This is a genomic window from Kaistella sp. SH40-3 (assembly GCF_030686865.1).
GTDB lineage: Bacteria > Bacteroidota > Bacteroidia > Flavobacteriales > Weeksellaceae > Kaistella.
Genome location: NZ_JAQYUS010000001.1, coordinates 599,966 through 616,195, shown reverse-complemented (window position 1 = coordinate 616,195; position 16,230 = coordinate 599,966). Strand labels below are relative to the sequence as shown.

At 34.7% G+C, this 16,230-nt stretch carries 17 protein-coding genes; 11 read left to right on the top strand and 6 right to left on the bottom strand.

Features of this window, described 5'->3' with window-relative positions; all coding sequences use genetic code 11:
* Positions 1-44 precede the first annotated feature (44 nt).
* Positions 45-785: a uroporphyrinogen-III synthase gene (locus tag PUH65_RS02815; protein ID WP_305518416.1), complete on the bottom strand. Its 741-nt coding sequence runs from the start codon at positions 783-785 to the stop codon at positions 45-47.
* 798 nt (positions 786-1,583) lie between these two features.
* Here PUH65_RS02815 and PUH65_RS02810 point away from each other — a divergent pair.
* Genes PUH65_RS02810 through PUH65_RS02795 form a run of 4 tightly spaced genes read left to right on the top strand, consistent with a single transcriptional unit; the run spans position 1,584 to position 4,920 of the window.
* The gene (locus tag PUH65_RS02810) at positions 1,584-2,300 is read left to right on the top strand and encodes a polyprenol monophosphomannose synthase (protein ID WP_305518362.1); all 717 of its coding nucleotides are present in this window, start codon (positions 1,584-1,586) and stop codon (positions 2,298-2,300) included.
* Positions 2,297-2,665, top strand: a complete 369-nt coding sequence (locus PUH65_RS02805) for a DUF4296 domain-containing protein (protein ID WP_305518361.1) — start codon at positions 2,297-2,299, stop codon at positions 2,663-2,665. Before PUH65_RS02810 ends, PUH65_RS02805 begins: the two co-directional genes overlap by 4 nt.
* A gap of 1 nt (position 2,666) precedes the next feature.
* Entirely contained in the window at positions 2,667-3,803 is a 1,137-nt protein-coding gene (tgt, locus tag PUH65_RS02800; RefSeq protein WP_305518360.1) for a tRNA guanosine(34) transglycosylase Tgt, read from the top strand.
* 22 nt (positions 3,804-3,825) lie between these two features.
* Positions 3,826-4,920 carry an LptF/LptG family permease gene (locus PUH65_RS02795; RefSeq protein ID WP_305518359.1) on the top strand — a complete coding sequence of 365 codons (1,095 nt, stop codon included), beginning with the start codon at positions 3,826-3,828 and terminating at the stop codon, positions 4,918-4,920.
* Here PUH65_RS02795 and PUH65_RS02790 read toward each other — a convergent pair.
* Positions 4,914-5,630, bottom strand: a complete 717-nt coding sequence (locus PUH65_RS02790; protein WP_305518357.1) for a biotin--[acetyl-CoA-carboxylase] ligase — start codon at positions 5,628-5,630, stop codon at positions 4,914-4,916. The two genes, PUH65_RS02795 and PUH65_RS02790, sit on opposite strands and share 7 nt — an antisense overlap.
* An 87-nt stretch (positions 5,631-5,717) precedes the next feature.
* Between PUH65_RS02790 and rsfS the strand changes: the two genes are divergently transcribed.
* From rsfS to PUH65_RS02755, 7 genes are all read left to right on the top strand, one after another.
* The gene (rsfS, locus tag PUH65_RS02785; RefSeq protein ID WP_305518356.1) at positions 5,718-6,080 is read left to right on the top strand and encodes a ribosome silencing factor; all 363 of its coding nucleotides are present in this window, start codon (positions 5,718-5,720) and stop codon (positions 6,078-6,080) included.
* A gap of 52 nt (positions 6,081-6,132) precedes the next feature.
* The gene (gene ftsH, locus PUH65_RS02780) at positions 6,133-8,130 is read left to right on the top strand and encodes an ATP-dependent zinc metalloprotease FtsH (RefSeq protein ID WP_305518355.1); all 1,998 of its coding nucleotides are present in this window, start codon (positions 6,133-6,135) and stop codon (positions 8,128-8,130) included.
* Between the two features lie 114 nt (positions 8,131-8,244).
* Positions 8,245-8,826: an LUD domain-containing protein gene (locus PUH65_RS02775; protein WP_305518354.1), complete on the top strand. Its 582-nt coding sequence runs from the start codon at positions 8,245-8,247 to the stop codon at positions 8,824-8,826.
* A gap of 59 nt (positions 8,827-8,885) precedes the next feature.
* Positions 8,886-9,764 (top strand): phosphatidate cytidylyltransferase, encoded by an 879-nt coding sequence (locus PUH65_RS02770; RefSeq protein ID WP_305518352.1) that lies wholly within the window; start codon positions 8,886-8,888, stop codon positions 9,762-9,764.
* A 2-nt stretch (positions 9,765-9,766) separates the two neighbouring features.
* Positions 9,767-10,420 carry a phosphatidylserine decarboxylase family protein gene (locus tag PUH65_RS02765; RefSeq protein WP_305518351.1) on the top strand — a complete coding sequence of 218 codons (654 nt, stop codon included), beginning with the start codon at positions 9,767-9,769 and terminating at the stop codon, positions 10,418-10,420.
* Positions 10,421-10,510: 90 nt separating this feature from the next.
* A complete protein-coding gene (locus PUH65_RS02760) occupies positions 10,511-11,044 on the top strand; it encodes a hypothetical protein (RefSeq protein ID WP_305518350.1) in 534 nt (177 codons plus the stop codon).
* 3 nt (positions 11,045-11,047) lie between these two features.
* The gene (locus PUH65_RS02755; protein WP_305518349.1) at positions 11,048-13,177 is read left to right on the top strand and encodes a cation:proton antiporter; all 2,130 of its coding nucleotides are present in this window, start codon (positions 11,048-11,050) and stop codon (positions 13,175-13,177) included.
* Between the two features lie 46 nt (positions 13,178-13,223).
* Here PUH65_RS02755 and PUH65_RS02750 read toward each other — a convergent pair whose 3' ends face one another.
* The 4 genes from PUH65_RS02750 to PUH65_RS02735 all read right to left on the bottom strand — a co-directional run bounded on the left by PUH65_RS02750 (position 13,224) and on the right by PUH65_RS02735 (position 16,196).
* Positions 13,224-13,487, bottom strand: coding sequence for a DUF3820 family protein (locus PUH65_RS02750; RefSeq protein ID WP_305518348.1), 264 nt, complete (start codon positions 13,485-13,487; stop codon positions 13,224-13,226).
* Between the two features lie 26 nt (positions 13,488-13,513).
* Positions 13,514-14,596 carry an AI-2E family transporter gene (locus PUH65_RS02745; RefSeq protein ID WP_305518347.1) on the bottom strand — a complete coding sequence of 361 codons (1,083 nt, stop codon included), beginning with the start codon at positions 14,594-14,596 and terminating at the stop codon, positions 13,514-13,516.
* Positions 14,597-14,676: 80 nt separating this feature from the next.
* Positions 14,677-15,405 (bottom strand): beta-carotene 15,15'-monooxygenase, encoded by a 729-nt coding sequence (locus PUH65_RS02740; protein WP_305518346.1) that lies wholly within the window; start codon positions 15,403-15,405, stop codon positions 14,677-14,679.
* Positions 15,406-15,473: 68 nt separating this feature from the next.
* A complete protein-coding gene (locus PUH65_RS02735; RefSeq protein ID WP_305518345.1) occupies positions 15,474-16,196 on the bottom strand; it encodes a hypothetical protein in 723 nt (240 codons plus the stop codon).
* Positions 16,197-16,230 lie beyond the last annotated feature (34 nt).

The window sequence follows — 16,230 nt, the reverse complement described above, 5'->3', positions numbered from 1 at the left end:
ATCTTAGAATAAGGCGGTTTTAGGATTATGTTTTTCTGAAGAAATTATTTCTCCAGACTTCTTATGTATTTTTCAATTGCCATCGTCATTGATGGAGATTCTTTGCTTGGTGCCATTACATCAACTCTCAAGCCGGCATCTTTTGCGGCCTGTTCGGTTGTTGAACCGAAAACTGCAACTTTCACATCTCCCTGTTCAAAGTTTTCAAAGTTTTCATGCAGTGATTTAATTCCCTGTCTTGTAAAGAAAACCAACATGTCGTAATCGGTAATGTTAATTTCACTTAAATCGCTGCTTACCGTTTTATACATGGTCGCTTTCGTCCAATCAATTCCAGAAGCATCCAGAACAGACTGAATATCAGAACTTAAAACATCCGATGCAGGTAAAATATATTTTTCTGCTGGAAATTTTTTGAAAAGCGGCAGCAAATCAGCAAAAGTTCTTTCACCGAAAGCAATCTTTCTCTTTCTATAGACTATATGTTTCTGCAAATAATTTGCAATCGCTTCAGATTGGCAAATATATCGCATAGAATCTGGCACTGTGAAACGCATTTCTTCTGCCAAACGGAAATAATGGTCAATCGCATTTTTACTTGTAAAAATAATACCGGTAAAGTGCGATAAATCTATTTTCTGTGCCCTAAGTTCTTTAGCATCAACACCTTCAACATGAATAAAAGGTTTGAAATCTATTCGTATTTTTTCCTTTCTGGCAATTTCCAGGTAAGGAGAAGACTCGTTTGGAGCAGGCTGGGAAACTAATATCGATTTAATTTTCATCATCAATTATTCTTAAAAATATAATACACTCCATAGCACTAAAACAGGTGTAAATTGGAGGGTGCAAAGATACAAAAATTTATAATACCACTTTTCTGGCAGTATCTGGTTTGGTGAAAGGATATAGAAGAAGATTTTGAATAAAAAAACAGCCACAAATCCAATAAAATAATAATCAAATAGTTTTAATCGATTAAAATCAAAATAAAATTGATAGACACACAAAACCATTAATAATAGAGAAAAAACAAAATAAAATTTAGAGGCATCGAACTGAAAAAGTTTCCACCTTTTATTACTGCCAGTACCTGCGTAAAATAAGTAGGACAAAATGCACTTCAATCCATAAAAAAGAATCAGAGACAAAAAGGCAAATCCAAACTTATTTAATTCATATCCAAAGAGATGAATATCTGTAATTTTTTTTGGAACAATTGGAATGGACTGAGAAATAAAAGTAGCCAGCAAGACAGTAAAAACACTGCTTACAATTAACCAACTTAAAAAATTATTAGAAGAGTCCGCAAATTTCTGCATCAAAAAAACCTTCACCGAAGAATCACGATGGAGATATAAAAGCATGAAAATATAAAGCAATACACAACCGATGATGATAAATACCACCCAATCGTTTTGTTGCACTATTCTAACCAAAAGTAATTTTTTGCAAAAATAAGAATATAAAAGGAATAAATTTGGGTGTATTAACCCAAATTTATTTGGAACTAATCTTGCTGCTCAAAATCGTTCTGTAAAAATAACAACGGAATAGTTTATCTTTGCACCTTAATTTCTACGATGAAAAAACTCGTCATCATTCCGACTTATAATGAAAAGGAAAATATCGAAAATATTATCTCAGCGGTTTTTGCGTTGAAAGAGGATTTTCATGTTTTGATTGTCGATGATTCGTCACCCGATGGAACAGCCGAAATTGTAAAAAAACTCCAAGGGATTTATCCTGATTGGCTTCATTTAATTATTAGAAAAGTGAAAGATGGTTTAGGAAAAGCATACATCCACGGATTCAAATGGGCGTTGGAAAATACTTACGACTATATTTTCGAGATGGATGCCGATTTCTCGCACAATCCAGTTGATCTTAATAAATTATATGAGGCTTGTTTAAAAGCCGACATGAGCATTGGCTCCAGATATTCCAAAGGAGTAAATGTAGTTAACTGGCCTATGGGAAGAGTTTTACTTTCTTATTTCGCTTCCGGATATGTTCGTACGATTTTGAGGATTCCGATTCGAGATACGACTGCTGGATTCGTTTGTTTTTCCCGAAAAGTTTTGGAAGAAATCGGCTTAGATCAAATTAAATTAAAAGGATATGGCTTTCAGATTGAAATGAAATTCCGTGCAATTAAAAAAGGATTTAAAGTTGTAGAAGTTCCCATAATCTTCACCAATCGAGAATTAGGTGAAAGTAAAATGAACGGTGGAATTATTCATGAAGCCGTTTTCGGTGTTTTGAATTTAAAGTGGAAATCCATTATCGGAAAATTATGAGAAAAACAGCATTCGTTCTTTTTTCATTTTTAATGATAGCTTGTTCAGAACTCATCGACAAGCCTAAAAACCTTATTGGTAAAGATACCATGTCAGAAGTGCTCGCAGATTTTGCCCTCACTGAACAACTCAGCGCAGTTGTTGAAAACAACAATTTAGATAATGACACCAGATATATTCTTCAACAAAAAAAAATTAAAGGAAATGATTTTGTTGAAAATTACAAATACTACACAGCCACTGGCGAAATAGAACAAATTATAGATAAGGCACAAGATATTATTTTAAACAAAGATCCTAAAGCAAAAATCTATATCGAGAAAAAATTAAAAGAAAATAAAAAAGTACCTGCATTTGCAAAATAATATGAAGTCCCAATTTTTCGAAATCAACAATACCACAACTGGCAAAGCAAGAGCTGGAACAATTACGACCGATCACGGAACGATTCAAACACCGATTTTCATGCCGGTGGGAACAGTAGCCTCCGTAAAAACGGTTCATCAGAGAGAATTAAAAGATGACATCAAAGCGCAGATTATTTTAGGGAATACCTATCATTTAAATCTTCGTCCGAAAATGGATATTATGCAGCAAGCAGGCGGTTTGCACAAATTCATGAACTGGGATTTACCGATCTTAACGGATTCTGGCGGTTACCAGGTTTTCTCTTTATCAAAATCAAGAAAACTAAATGAGAAAGGCGTAAAATTTAAATCTCATATCGACGGCAGTGCCCATTTTATTTCCCCAGAAATTTCAATGGAAATCCAGCGACAAATTGGAGCAGATATTTTTATGGCTTTTGATGAATGTACGCCTTATCCTTGCGAATATAATTTAGCGAAAAAATCAATGGAAATGACGCATCGTTGGTTAAAAAGATGCATTAAATGGACGGAAGAAAATCCAGAAATTTACGAACACAAACAACACCTATTTCCAATCGTACAAGGTTCAACTTATGCGGATTTAAGAAAAAGATCTGCTGAATTTATTTCGGATCAAAATGCAGTAGGAAATGCAATTGGTGGACTTTCTGTAGGGGAACCGGAGGAAGAAATGTACAGAATTACAGATATTGTAACTGATATCTTACCAGTAGAAAAACCTAGATATTTAATGGGAGTTGGAACTCCGTGGAATATTTTAGAATCAATTGGTCTGGGAATCGATATGATGGATTGTGTAATGCCAACCAGAAATGCCAGAAATGCAATGTTGTTTACCTGGCAAGGCGTTATGAATATGAAAAATAAAAAGTGGGAAAGTGATTTCTCGCCTTTAGATGAATTCGGAACAAGTTATGTAGATTCGCATTATTCCAAAGCCTATGTCCGCCATTTATTTGTGGCGAAAGAATATTTAGGAAAACAAATTGCATCGATTCATAATCTTGCTTTCTATCTAGATTTGGTTCGGGTTGCGCGACAACATATTATCGCAGGTGATTTTTATGAATGGAAACAATCGATCGATCCCATACTTAGACAAAGACTTTAAAAAAAAAACGCCATAAGGATTTATGAAAATAATTGACCTCTATATCATCAAAAAATACCTCGGGACTTTTGGGTTCATGTTGGGATTATTAACGATTATTATTTTGGTCATCGATGTACAGGCAAAAGCACCCAGAATTGAATCGAATGGTTTTACCGTAACCGAATTTTTAATCGATTTTTATCCATATTGGGTTGTGAATCTGGTGATTACCTTCATGTCGATTTTGGTTTTTATTTCGGTTATTTTCTTTACTTCAAAAATTGCGAACAATACAGAAATTGTTGCAATCATCAGTTCCGGCGCTAGTTTTCATCGATTTGCAAGACCTTATTTAATGACTTCGGGATTCATTGCAATTGCGGCTTTATTAATCAATCACTTTATTTTACCGCTGGCAAACATTAAAAAGAATGAGTTAGAACCTTACACTTATAGTGCAAAAAACCGTGAGGAATTCACCGGTAATACTGAAGTGGCAACTCAACTTTCTAAGACGGAATATATTTTCATTAAAAGTTATAATAAAAAAGAAAAACGTGGTTCGGGTTTTTTCTATCAAAAATTCGATAAAGACAGAAAACTTATTTATCAATTAAATGCTGCCGATTTTTATTGGCAAGCAGATAAAAAGTATTTCATAATGACCAATTATTTAGAAAAAACCATTCTAAAAAATGACACCGAAAAATTAGCGCAAGGGAGTTCTATGAACAAAAGTTTCGGACAATTGCCAGAAGAATTATTCCCAGATGTTTTATTGGGTCAAAATAAAACAACGCCAGAACTTATTAAATTTATTAATCGTGAGAAAGAAAAAGGAAACGCCAACCTCAATAATTATTTAAATGAACTGCATCAGCGAACCTCGATGCCGTTTTCAGTGATTATACTAACCGTTTTGGGCTTAGCACTTGCATCGCAGAAAAAACGTGGTGGATTGGGAATGAACCTTGCCATCGGGATTTCATTGGCTTTTGTATTTGTATTTTCTTTTGAAGTTCTAAAGGTTGTTTCTGCTAATAAAACGCTATCGCCACTTGTTGCCATGTGGTTGCCTAATTTTATATTTGGACCAATTGCCTTATATCTTTATTTCAAAAGAGCCAATCAATAAAGAAGCGTGATTTCTTTATGAAAGAATTTCTGCAAACCATCTTTTTCTAGTTCTACCCAAAGAAATCCGTCTTCATCAACTTTTTTAATGATGCCATTTTGTCTTGATTGACCGATTTCAAAAACTGAAATTAAATTCTTTCGGAATAACCTTCGATTTAGATTTTGCATTACCCATTTTTCAGAAACTGGTTTTATTAAATTCTCCACTAAATAGTCGTGTAGAGAATGGGTTAGACTTTCCAGGTCAAACCGAAGTCCAGTTTGGGTGAGCAAAGAACCTGCTTTTGGTAGGTGACTGAAATTTTCTTCCAAAACATTTAAACCAATTCCAATCAGAAAATATGATCTTGATTTAATTATTCTCTTTTCAATTAAAATTCCGGAGATCTTTTTTTTATTAATAATGATATCGTTTGGCCACTTGATTTCAGGAACATGATTTGTCAGATTGGCAAGAAAATCAGCCAAGACTTCAGCGGTATGAAAATTGAAGATGTGATTAGGTAATTTAATGAGTTCCTCGGGAACTGCGACTGAATAAGCCAAACTTAATCTTTCGCTAGACTCCCAGGTATTTCCATACTGACCCTTTCCTTTGGTTTGATTAAAGGTGAAAACGGCTTGGATATCAAGAGTATCAGCAGAAATAAATTTCTCTATTTCATCGTGGGTTGAGGAACATTCTCTAAGATAGCACAAGCGCATCATTTATGAAAACTTTAAGAGTTAGAAATGGTAAATTTGAGACTAATTAAATAAAAAAACAATAAATTTGCAGATTATACAAAATTTTTAATGAACAAAATTACAGAAAAGCAACTACTAATCGACAAAGTAGTAGAAGCAATACAAGATACCAACGGAGAAGACATCATGATTTTCGATTTATCTAAAATAGAAAATTCGGCTGCCCAAACTTTTATAATTTGTACAGGAAACTCCAACACGCAAGTCTCTGCAATCTCAGGTAATATTCAAAAGAAGGTTCGTAACGAACTTCAAGACCGACCTTGGCATGTAGAAGGTGAAGAAAATTCTCTGTGGATTCTACTTGATTATGTATCGGTAGTAGTGCATGTTTTCCAAAGGGAAACTCGTGAGTACTACGACATAGAAGAACTTTGGGGTGATGCACAGATTACCAAAATCGAAAATTAATTACTGAAACTTGACGGGCACCATTTTTCGTCAAAATTTTTATAAAAAAGATATGAACAATAATAAAGGATTTAACTGGTTCTTTCCAATAGCAATTGGAGCCATTTTGCTCTTTTTCTTTTCTAATATGAATAGCGATTCAACCTCTAATCAAATAGATGAAGAAGCGTTCTATAAATTAATGGAGCAAGGGAAAGTGGAGAACGTCCTCGTATACAAAGATACTGAGAAAGCAGATGTTTTTTTGAACCAAGCAGCAAAAACAGAATTAGCGACGAAACAAAAAACGAACGAAAGAAGTCCATTTGCTGTTTTTGATTTATCAGAAAAGCCTGATTACACATTAGCGTATGGCGACCTACAACTTTTCTTGGAAAAGTTTGATAAAATTAAACAAGACAACCCAGCAATCACCACAAAAAAAGATTACGGACAAGGTAAGAATCCGATGATGGAATTATTATTTACCGCAGTATTCTGGATTGCAATTATGGCACTTTTCTATTTTGTGATTTTCCGCAAAATGATGGGCGGCGGTGGCGGTGGCGGCGGTGGCCAAATCTTCTCCATCGGTAAATCAAAAGCAAAACTCTTTGATGAGAAAGATAAAATTCAAGTTTCATTTAAGGATGTTGCAGGATTAGAAGGTGCAAAAGAAGAAGTTCAGGAAGTCGTGGACTTTTTAAAGAATTCTGAAAAATACACCAAATTGGGAGGTAAAATCCCAAAAGGAGTATTGTTAGTTGGTCCTCCGGGAACAGGTAAAACCCTTTTAGCAAAAGCCGTTGCAGGTGAAGCGAAGGTTCCTTTCTTCTCCCTGTCTGGTTCTGACTTTGTAGAAATGTTTGTTGGAGTTGGAGCATCTCGTGTTAGAGATCTATTTGCTCAGGCAAAAGCAAAATCACCCGCGATTATTTTCATTGATGAAATTGATGCGATTGGTAGAGCCAGAGGAAAAGGAAACATGACTGGTGGTAACGATGAAAGAGAAAATACGCTGAACCAGTTATTAACAGAAATGGACGGATTTGGAACCGACACCAATGTGATTATAATGGCGGCAACCAACAGAGCCGATATTCTAGACAAAGCTTTAATGAGAGCTGGTCGTTTTGACCGTTCAATTTATGTAGACTTACCAGAATTGCACGAAAGAAGAGAAATCTTCGATGTGCATTTGGCAAAAATTAAATTAGAACCGAATATTGACCGAGAGTTTTTAGCAAAGCAAACTCCTGGATTTAGTGGTGCAGATATCGCAAACCTTTGTAATGAAGCCGCTTTAATTGCAGCGAGAAACTCACATGAATCGGTTACTACACAAGATTTCTTAGATGCTGTTGATAGAATTATCGGTGGTCTTGAAAAGAAAAACAAAGCCATTAAGCCATCAGAAAAAAGAAGAGTAGCTTATCATGAAGCTGGTCACGCAACGATTTCTTGGTTGGTAGAACACGCAGCACCATTGCTGAAAGTGACCATCGTACCAAGAGGACGCTCTTTAGGAGCAGCATGGTACTTACCAGATGAAAGACAACTGACTACGACTGAACAGATGAATGATGAGTTGTGTGCAACTTTAGGTGGTAGAGCTGCTGAGCAAACCATCTTCGGAAATATTTCTACGGGAGCACTTTCTGATTTAGAAAGAGTAACCAAACAAGCCCAAGCAATGGTAACCATTTATGGACTTAATGATAAAGTGGGTAACATCTCTTATTACGACAGTACCGGACAATCTGAATACAGTTTCGGAAAACCATACTCTGAACAAACTGCGAAAATGATTGATGAAGAGATTTCGAAAATCATTGAAACACAGTATCAAAGAGCATTACAAATATTATCAGATAATAAAGATAAATTAGATGCACTTGCTGCGAAACTTCTAGAAAAAGAAGTCATCTTCCGAGAAGATTTAGAAGAAGTATTTGGCAGTAGAGCTTGGGATCCAGAATTAACAGAACATCCCGTTTCCAATAGCCAAAAAGTACAAACTCCTGCTGAAGAAGCAGAGATTATTGCACCTGAATCTAATACGCAACTGTAAAAAATTCATTCCTGATTATTTATATTACTGTAAATAATCAGGATTTTTGTATTTAATTGATTGAATAAACAAATATTTTCTATTTTTGTATTACAATCGCATAAACAGTAGGAATTGAGTCTATTTAAGAAATTCGTAGGAAAAATACTAAATCAACCTGAAGAGAATGATGAGCAGGATTTGGTAAAACTTGGGGATCAGTTGAAAAATGCTGACCTTGATTATAAGTTTGCGCAACTGTTTACGCATTCCGGCGGTTTTTTTAATTACTGCGCTGATGAAGCAGAAGCCCTTCAGACTTTAAACCATATCCTAAAAATTGAAGAAGTTAAATCGGTCTTCTGTTGGGATCATGATTTAAAAAATTTCCTTAATGTGGTTAATGTTCCTTACACTGCAGAACTTGAACTTTTTAATGATTGTGCATTTATTACCTGCGAGTACTTAATCGCTTATGATGGCAGAATCATGCTTTCTCATAATAACATTTTACACTACCATTCTTCCCGTTTACCAGAAAAAATTATCATTATGGCTAATGTTTCCCAGATTGTGACCAATTTGAATGATGCCATGAGCAAAATCAAACGCAACGGAAATATTAGAAACCTAACTTCAATTAGTGGAAGCAATTCTAAATTAGATACTCCAAATAAAGATAACACAAAACTTTTCTTACTTTTGCTCGAAGATTAAAATCCTCGGATCAAGTAATCTAAAAGAAAATATCTTCTCTAATATTTAATCATACAACTTTGGATAAAAATTTAGTTCTACGACTTTTCGGTGGTCTTTTATACGGTTTAGTTGTCGTTCTTTGCACCACTCCACTGGGCGCAGAATTCATCAATGGTCTTTCACCAGGACTTGTACAACAGCAGAATCTTTTTTATGGTTTAATGACGTTTTTCCTTTTCATGGGAGCGTGGGAATGTGTAAAGATGATGAAGTTCGACCCAAAAAGTTGGGAAAAATGGGTGGTCTTCCCCTTAATTCTTTTTGTTTTCTATCAACTATTTTCCAAAAGATATTTCAATCACGGCTTTGATTTCGATTTTAATTTATCAGAAATATTAGGGATTTCACTTATCGCTATTGCAGTAGTCACTTTATTTCGTTTCCCCAAAGAACTTTATTACGATAGTGGAAAACTTATCTTCACCGTTATCTATACAGCATTACCATTTGGATTCTCTTTGGGATTACCCAAATTTTCAACTATAGGAAACACCTTTACTTTAGAAGTTTTCTTCCTGTTCGTTTTAATATGGAGCAGCGATTCCTTTGCTTACTTTACTGGTAAATTTTTAGGCAAACACAAAATGGCTCCAAAGATTTCTCCTAAAAAAACCTGGGAAGGATTTGCAGGCGGAGTTTTCTTCACCATAATTCTTGGTTATTTCATTGAGCAATATTACCCAGACTTAAGAGGAAACTACATCATCGTTGGACTTTTGGTTTCCATATTCGGGCCGTTAGGTGATTTAGTCGAAAGCCAGTTAAAAAGAAATTTCGGGGTTAAAGATTCCGGAAATGTAATTCCAGGACATGGCGGAATTCTGGATCGTTTAGATAGTTTTATTATCTGTGTGCCTGTTGTATATTTGTACTTTATTTTAGAAAAATTAATATAAACATGAAACTTCATAAAGAGTCAAAAGGAACCATCATTGTTGCAAGTATCTTATTTGCAGTAATCAGTTTTCTTTCCATTCATTTCCTGCACATGTGGGGATTACTAATCATCATTCCATTATTAATCATTTTCGGATTGGTGTTTTGGTTTTTCCGAGTACCTCATCGGGACATTTTAGACCACAAAGAAAACGTAATCGCCCCAGTAGATGGTAAGGTCGTGATGATCAAAGAAGTTGATGAAGATGAATTTATTAAAGGAAAAGCAATTCAGATTTCGATCTTTATGTCGCCTTTAAATGTTCATATTTGCCGTTACCCGGTTTCTGGAAAAGTTATTTATAAAAAATACCATCCGGGGAAATATTTGGTAGCATGGCATGAAAAGTCTTCTACAGAAAACGAAAGAACAACCCTTGCTATTGAAAGTTTAACGAACCATAAAGTAGTATTTCGTCAGATTGCAGGTTATGTTGCTAGACGAATTGTATTCTACAGTAATGAAGGTGATGACGCAAAAGCAGGTCACGAATTCGGGTTCATTAAATTCGGTTCCCGAATGGATATCTTCTTACCTCTTGACACCGAAATCACTTGTAAAATCGGTGACAAAACAAAAGGAGGAATTAATGTTATTGCGAAAATGAAAGAATAGTTGCTACAGAAATTATATCATTATAATCCCGAGATTTTCTAATCCGGGATTTTTTTTATAATTTTAAAGTCAATCACAAACTTATTCTAAATGAAATTCCTTTTAATATTCTTATTCAGTTTCTCCTTAATACTCACTTCCTGCGATGATCCCAAAAAAGACAATCAATTGAAAGAGAGAGAAAAAAGTCTGCAAATCAAAGAACAAGAATTTGCTGCAAAGAAACAGGATTATGAATTATTAAAAGCGATGCGTGATAGTCTGGAACAAATTAGCGATACTGCAATTGCCCTAAAAATTCCGGCAAACATCCTAGGTAAATGGAATGGGAAAATGATTTGTACCGATTCAAATTGTTCCGAAAATGTAATTGGTGACCAGCGAAACGATATCTGGGAGTTTTCTGAAGACGGCGTGAAAATCACAAATAAAAGCGGCGGTGAAAGAATTTATACTGCGAAATACAACGGTTCTGAAATCAAACTAAGTTCAGATAACAATATTTCTGCAATCACCTTGCAAGTTTCAGACGATCGAATAGGGAGAATGAAAGGAATCCGGGAATTAAGCGGCAATAATTGTCTTTCGAAATTTTCAATAGACTTAGAAAAAATCAAAAACTAAATTATGATCACACTCTTAAAAGTGTCACAATTCGATCTTCCTTTGGAAGATCCGGTTCTTAAGTTTTTGGTAGTTTTAATTATCATTCTCTCTGCACCTTTACTACTCAACAAAATCAAAGTTCCGCATCTTCTCGGCTTAATTATCGCCGGAGCAGTTGTTGGCCCGAATGGCTTGAATATTCTGACCAGAGACAGCAGTATTGTAGTTACAGGAACCACAGGATTACTTTACATTATGTTTCTCGCTGGCCTCGAAATCGATTTGGCAGAGTTTAAGAAAAACAAATACAAAAGTATGGGCTTCGGCGCCTACACTTTCATCATTCCCTTTGTATTCGGGATTGCGGCGGCACATTTTATTCTTGAATACAATTGGCTAACGTCTTTCCTGTTTGCAAGTATCTTTTCTTCGCACACGCTTATTTCTTACCCGTTGGTGAGTAAATTAGGCGTGGTAAAAAACCGTGCGGTAAATATTACGGTTGGTGGAACGGTAATTACCGATATTTTGGCGTTATTAGTTTTAGCAATAGTGGTCGGAATGACCGCAGGAGAAGTAAACGCTGCTTTCTGGACTAAATTATCGGTAGGTATTGTTCTTTTTGCTGCAATCGTTTTAATCGGATTTCCAATTTTAGGCAGATGGTTTTTTAAAAAGGTAAGTGATAAAATATCACAATACATCTTCGTTTTGGTCATGATTTACCTTGCTGCACTTCTGGCAGAGCTTGCGGGCATTGAAGCGATTATTGGGGCGTTTCTGGCTGGACTGGCTTTAAATAAATTAATTCCGCGAACTTCATCATTAATGAATCGGGTAGAATTTGTGGGAAACGCGATTTTTATCCCCTTCTTCCTGATCAGCGTAGGAATGTTAATTGATGTTACGGTCTTCTTCAAAGATTTGGAAACCATTAAGGTTGCAGCGTTAATGATTACAATTTCTATTGGCGGAAAATATCTAGCTTCGGTAGCAACACAGAAAACTTTCAAATACACGAAGCCGGAAGGTGGAATTATTTTCGGTTTAAGTTCAGCATCTGCGGCGGCAACTTTAGCAACAGTTACGGTGGGATATAATATTATCATCGGTGAAACAGATTTAGGCGAACCAATCAGATTGCTGGACGAAAGCGTTCTTAATGGAAGTATTCTGCTGATTCTTATTTCCTGTACCATCTCTTCTTTTGTTACTCAAAAAAATGCCGAAAAATTACTTAAGGCCGATAATGAAAACACTATTTCAGAAAATAATCCAGAAACAGAAAATATTTTATTGGCTGTAAACCACCTCAGTACGATTGATCCAATGACGAGTCTTGCGTTGTTGATTAAATCAAAAAACACGTCTGAAAATCTCTTTGCGGTAAATATCATTAATGAAGAGAAAAATGATTCCTCTAAAAAAAATGCAGAAAACTTACTAAACCAAATCGTTAATATTGGCGCTTCTGCAGATGTTAAAATTACTCCGATTACCCGCTATGATAAAGATGTTATTTATGGAGTCAGCAATGTTATTAAAGAATATGGTATCACCGATTTAATGATCGGAATCGATGGAGTGAAAGGATTCACGCCAAGTTTTGTCTATAATTTATACAGTGGATATCTGACCAATAGTTCGGCTAATATTTTAGTTTATCATGCGGTACAGCCCGTCGCAACAGTTCAGAAATATGTTGTTATTTTACCCGAAAATGCAGAAAAAGAATCGCGTTTTTTCCATTCATTATTAAAGGTTTGGAATATTGCCAGAAATTCGGGATCTAAGATCGAATTTTACGGAACGGACCTCACGATTGCAATGATTGAGAAAATTAGAAAGAAAGCAAATATCGATGCTAGTTTTATTATTTTTAATAACTGGAGTGAAATCACCAAAGTGTTTGCTAAAATGAAGGAAAACGACGCCCTGATTTTATTTATGGCGCACCGTTCAATGGCTTCCTATTTACCACAAATGCAGCACGTTCCGGATTATCTCAACGAGCATTTCCGTGAAAGAAATTTCTTACTGATATTTCCTGCCTATCAAAATGAAGTAGAATATAGAAAAGATACACGTGACATAGGTAACGCCAGCGATTTTGTGGAAATCGGAAAAATTGTGGGGAAATTATTTAAATAGAAATAGTTTTCAAATTGCAAAATAATTTTAATGATTCGGTTGAATATTAAAACTTATAAACCTTCTTTTTGGTAGGCGCTTGCGGAATTTTACCTCGTAATGGAGTTAATAAATCCATTAACCCATTCATTTTTATTTCGAAAATGGTAGAAAGTTGCATTCCTAATTTTCCAGGCGGCATGCCCTGCCGATGAAACCATTCCAGATAATTAATCGGTAAATCGACCAAAAGAGTTCCTTTGTATTTACCAAAAGGCATTTCGGTTTTACAGATTTCTTGCAGTATTTCAGGGCGAAGTTCAGGAATCATATTGGTTTATCTTTAAATAGAATTTTTTAAATACTTAGGTCTATCTTTTCTTCGATTTCTTTTGGTTCAGACATAATCAGTTCAGGATTATCATCTGAAAATTCATCGCGGTAAACCTGAATTAATAAAATGGTAATTGATATAAGGATTGGTCCAAAAATTAAACCCATAAAGCCAAAAAGATTAATCCCCATTATAATTCCAAAAACAGTATTGAGCGGATGTATGTTTTCCAGTTTCTTTAACAAGGTAAATCTTAATAAATTATCGGTTAATCCCACTACGATTAAACAATAAGCAGCCAGTCCTAAACCTGGTCCAACATTCCCTTCTGCAATCATAAAAATACAAACCGGTATATATACAATCGCGGCTCCAACAATTGGAAGCATTGATCCGACACAGGTTAAAGCAAATAATAATATCGCACTTGGTGCACCAAAAATTAAATAACCGATTAGAGCGATTAAACCCTGACCAATTGCCACGACTGGAATTCCGATTGCATTTGCCATCACCATTTTACGGATTTTTTCTCCCAGTAAATTAACGTTGGCTCTTTTTAAAGGTGCTGAACTTTTCAATAATCGTTCAAAAAGAAGTGGCTTTTCCAACATGAAATACAAGATAAAATACATGGAAGCCACTACTGTTAAAGTGTTAAATGTTCCACTCAATGCGGAAGTAGAAAATTTAGCAACGCCTTCTTTTAATTTGGTTAGATTATCCTTGCTCAATAGATCTATATTCGTTTTGGAAAAAACGAAATCGTGTATTTTATCAATAAAAATATTAAATTTTTGCATGTAGGCAGAAGCATTTCCCAGTTTCGCAATCAATAAATCCGCAATAAAATAAATCGGTAAAATCAATACCACCAAAGTTCCCAGTATGATCACCATCGATGCGATCCAAGGTTTCCATTTCCGTTCTTCCTGCAAATAAAGATTGTATTTTCTGGTAATAACGTACAGCGTAATTGCACCTAAAAGCGACGGGACAAATAAGGACAGGTGAAAACATATTAAACCCGCAAGAATAATAATGACAAGCAACAAAAATACTTGCTTGATTTTCTCTTCATTAATTTGGTGTTTTTTGTTTGGCATAACTAAATATTAAAAAAGCAACGGTAAAAACCATTGCTTTCAAATGTACAGATATTCTTTAAAATATAAGAATGTTTAAATTAATTTTTAATGATGATCGGTCTTGGTCTGCCACAATATGCGCAATATGCAGAATACATCACCACGAGGTAGAATAACAAGGTGAAAATTATTCCGATTCCACATAAAAATACACCTGTAATACTAATTAAGAATGCCAAAATACTCGCACCTAAAAAAGTCCCATAATTGTCTTTTGCGATAGAAAATGATTTGCTTAATGCTTGGGAGAATGTCGCATTTTCAAATAATAAAATTGGATAGCCTAACAAAAAGAAAGGAAAAACAAAAAATACAGGCAAGAAACACAGCATTGCTGAAACACCAATCAAAATATTTGATACCAATGAATATAAGACAATATTTAAAAAGTTTTGCTTGAAGCCAATAAATAAATCAGAGAAACTGATCTTCTCTTGCAGATTATACTTGTTAGCAATATAAATAAGTCCGACATATAAAGGTGTTAGAACCAAACTTACTAAACCCGAAAGTCCCGAATAAAGCATAAATCCAGGAATCGCCCAAAAATTTGGAAAACCGCCTCGGGATGACTTTACTTCTTCCATAAAATCTGCTTGATTAAAACCCGAAACCGGCTGTACTACAAGTGAGACAGCATACGAAATTAATAATGCAACAATCGCATAGAGAAAAACTCCTTTATAAATATCAAATGCATGAGCGATAATTGCGCTAGCCGATTTTTCCGGCCCCGATGGTTGATCAAATTCCTGAAATGTATCCATAGTTTAATTTTTAATGTTCTCAAATTTATCATTTAAATTTAAGACAGTCAAAAATTAGGGATATCTTTTTAGCCATTTTCTTTGAAATATTGTTGATATAAAGTATAGATCATTGCATGCCAGAAAGGGAACGTTAAGAGAAAACCAAAACCGAAAAGTATCAATCCTGATAAACTAAAAAGAAATGCTACAACCATTGAAATAAAAATCGTCGAGAAGTTTGTTTTCAATCCTTTAAAAGTTAATTTAATTCCTTCAATCGTATTGACATTCATAAAAAACATCAAGGGCACAGAGAATAAGGTAATAAAAAACCAAACTACACCCAAAAGAAAAAGAGAATTAGCATAGGAAAAGATGATCATCCAGAAAAGATAAAAACTAAAAAACTTGAAGAAAGATAAACCAATATAACCTGCAAATAAATCATTTAATTCAACTTTCTCGTTCAGGTCTATCTTCCTGTAAATTTTATAAAACCCGACATTTAAAGGATTTAGAAAAGCCAATAAAAAGAAAATCGCCAAAAAGAAATTTTGAGCTTGCGGCAATTTCATCACCTCTTCTGCTTTCTTATTGAATGCAGGAAAATCTGTTTGAATTAATTCACTGTACTGGCTCATCTCTTGCCATAATCCAAAATATTGAAAAAGATAACCGTAGGCTAAAAAGAATAAAGAAAAATACAGTAAACTAAATGATAATTGATAGAACAAAGTCCTGTTCCAATAAGTGAATGCTGTTTTTAATACCTGTTGTATGCCGACCTTTTGAGGGTAATTTTTTTCCATGGTGCAAAAATAGGGAAAACCTAAAGATTAATTC

What these genes read in the sequence shown, in the direction of transcription:
- PUH65_RS02760 (WP_305518350.1), top strand. Translation starts at nt 10,511, where the DNA reads ATGAAATTCCTTTTAATATTCTTATTCAGTTTCTCCTTAATACTCACT.
- PUH65_RS02765 (WP_305518351.1), top strand. Translation starts at nt 9,767, where the DNA reads ATGAAACTTCATAAAGAGTCAAAAGGAACCATCATTGTTGCAAGTATC.
- PUH65_RS02745 (WP_305518347.1), bottom strand. Translation starts at nt 14,596, where the DNA reads ATGCCAAACAAAAAACACCAAATTAATGAAGAGAAAATCAAGCAAGTA.
- PUH65_RS02755 (WP_305518349.1), top strand. Translation starts at nt 11,048, where the DNA reads ATGATCACACTCTTAAAAGTGTCACAATTCGATCTTCCTTTGGAAGAT.
- PUH65_RS02805 (WP_305518361.1), top strand. Translation starts at nt 2,297, where the DNA reads ATGAGAAAAACAGCATTCGTTCTTTTTTCATTTTTAATGATAGCTTGT.
- rsfS (WP_305518356.1), top strand. Translation starts at nt 5,718, where the DNA reads ATGAACAAAATTACAGAAAAGCAACTACTAATCGACAAAGTAGTAGAA.
- PUH65_RS02735 (WP_305518345.1), bottom strand. Translation starts at nt 16,196, where the DNA reads ATGGAAAAAAATTACCCTCAAAAGGTCGGCATACAACAGGTATTAAAA.
- ftsH (WP_305518355.1), top strand. Translation starts at nt 6,133, where the DNA reads ATGAACAATAATAAAGGATTTAACTGGTTCTTTCCAATAGCAATTGGA.
- PUH65_RS02810 (WP_305518362.1), top strand. Translation starts at nt 1,584, where the DNA reads ATGAAAAAACTCGTCATCATTCCGACTTATAATGAAAAGGAAAATATC.
- tgt (WP_305518360.1), top strand. Translation starts at nt 2,667, where the DNA reads ATGAAGTCCCAATTTTTCGAAATCAACAATACCACAACTGGCAAAGCA.
- PUH65_RS02750 (WP_305518348.1), bottom strand. Translation starts at nt 13,487, where the DNA reads ATGATTCCTGAACTTCGCCCTGAAATACTGCAAGAAATCTGTAAAACC.
- PUH65_RS02815 (WP_305518416.1), bottom strand. Translation starts at nt 785, where the DNA reads ATGAAAATTAAATCGATATTAGTTTCCCAGCCTGCTCCAAACGAGTCT.
- PUH65_RS02740 (WP_305518346.1), bottom strand. Translation starts at nt 15,405, where the DNA reads ATGGATACATTTCAGGAATTTGATCAACCATCGGGGCCGGAAAAATCG.
- PUH65_RS02790 (WP_305518357.1), bottom strand. Translation starts at nt 5,630, where the DNA reads ATGATGCGCTTGTGCTATCTTAGAGAATGTTCCTCAACCCACGATGAA.
- PUH65_RS02795 (WP_305518359.1), top strand. Translation starts at nt 3,826, where the DNA reads ATGAAAATAATTGACCTCTATATCATCAAAAAATACCTCGGGACTTTT.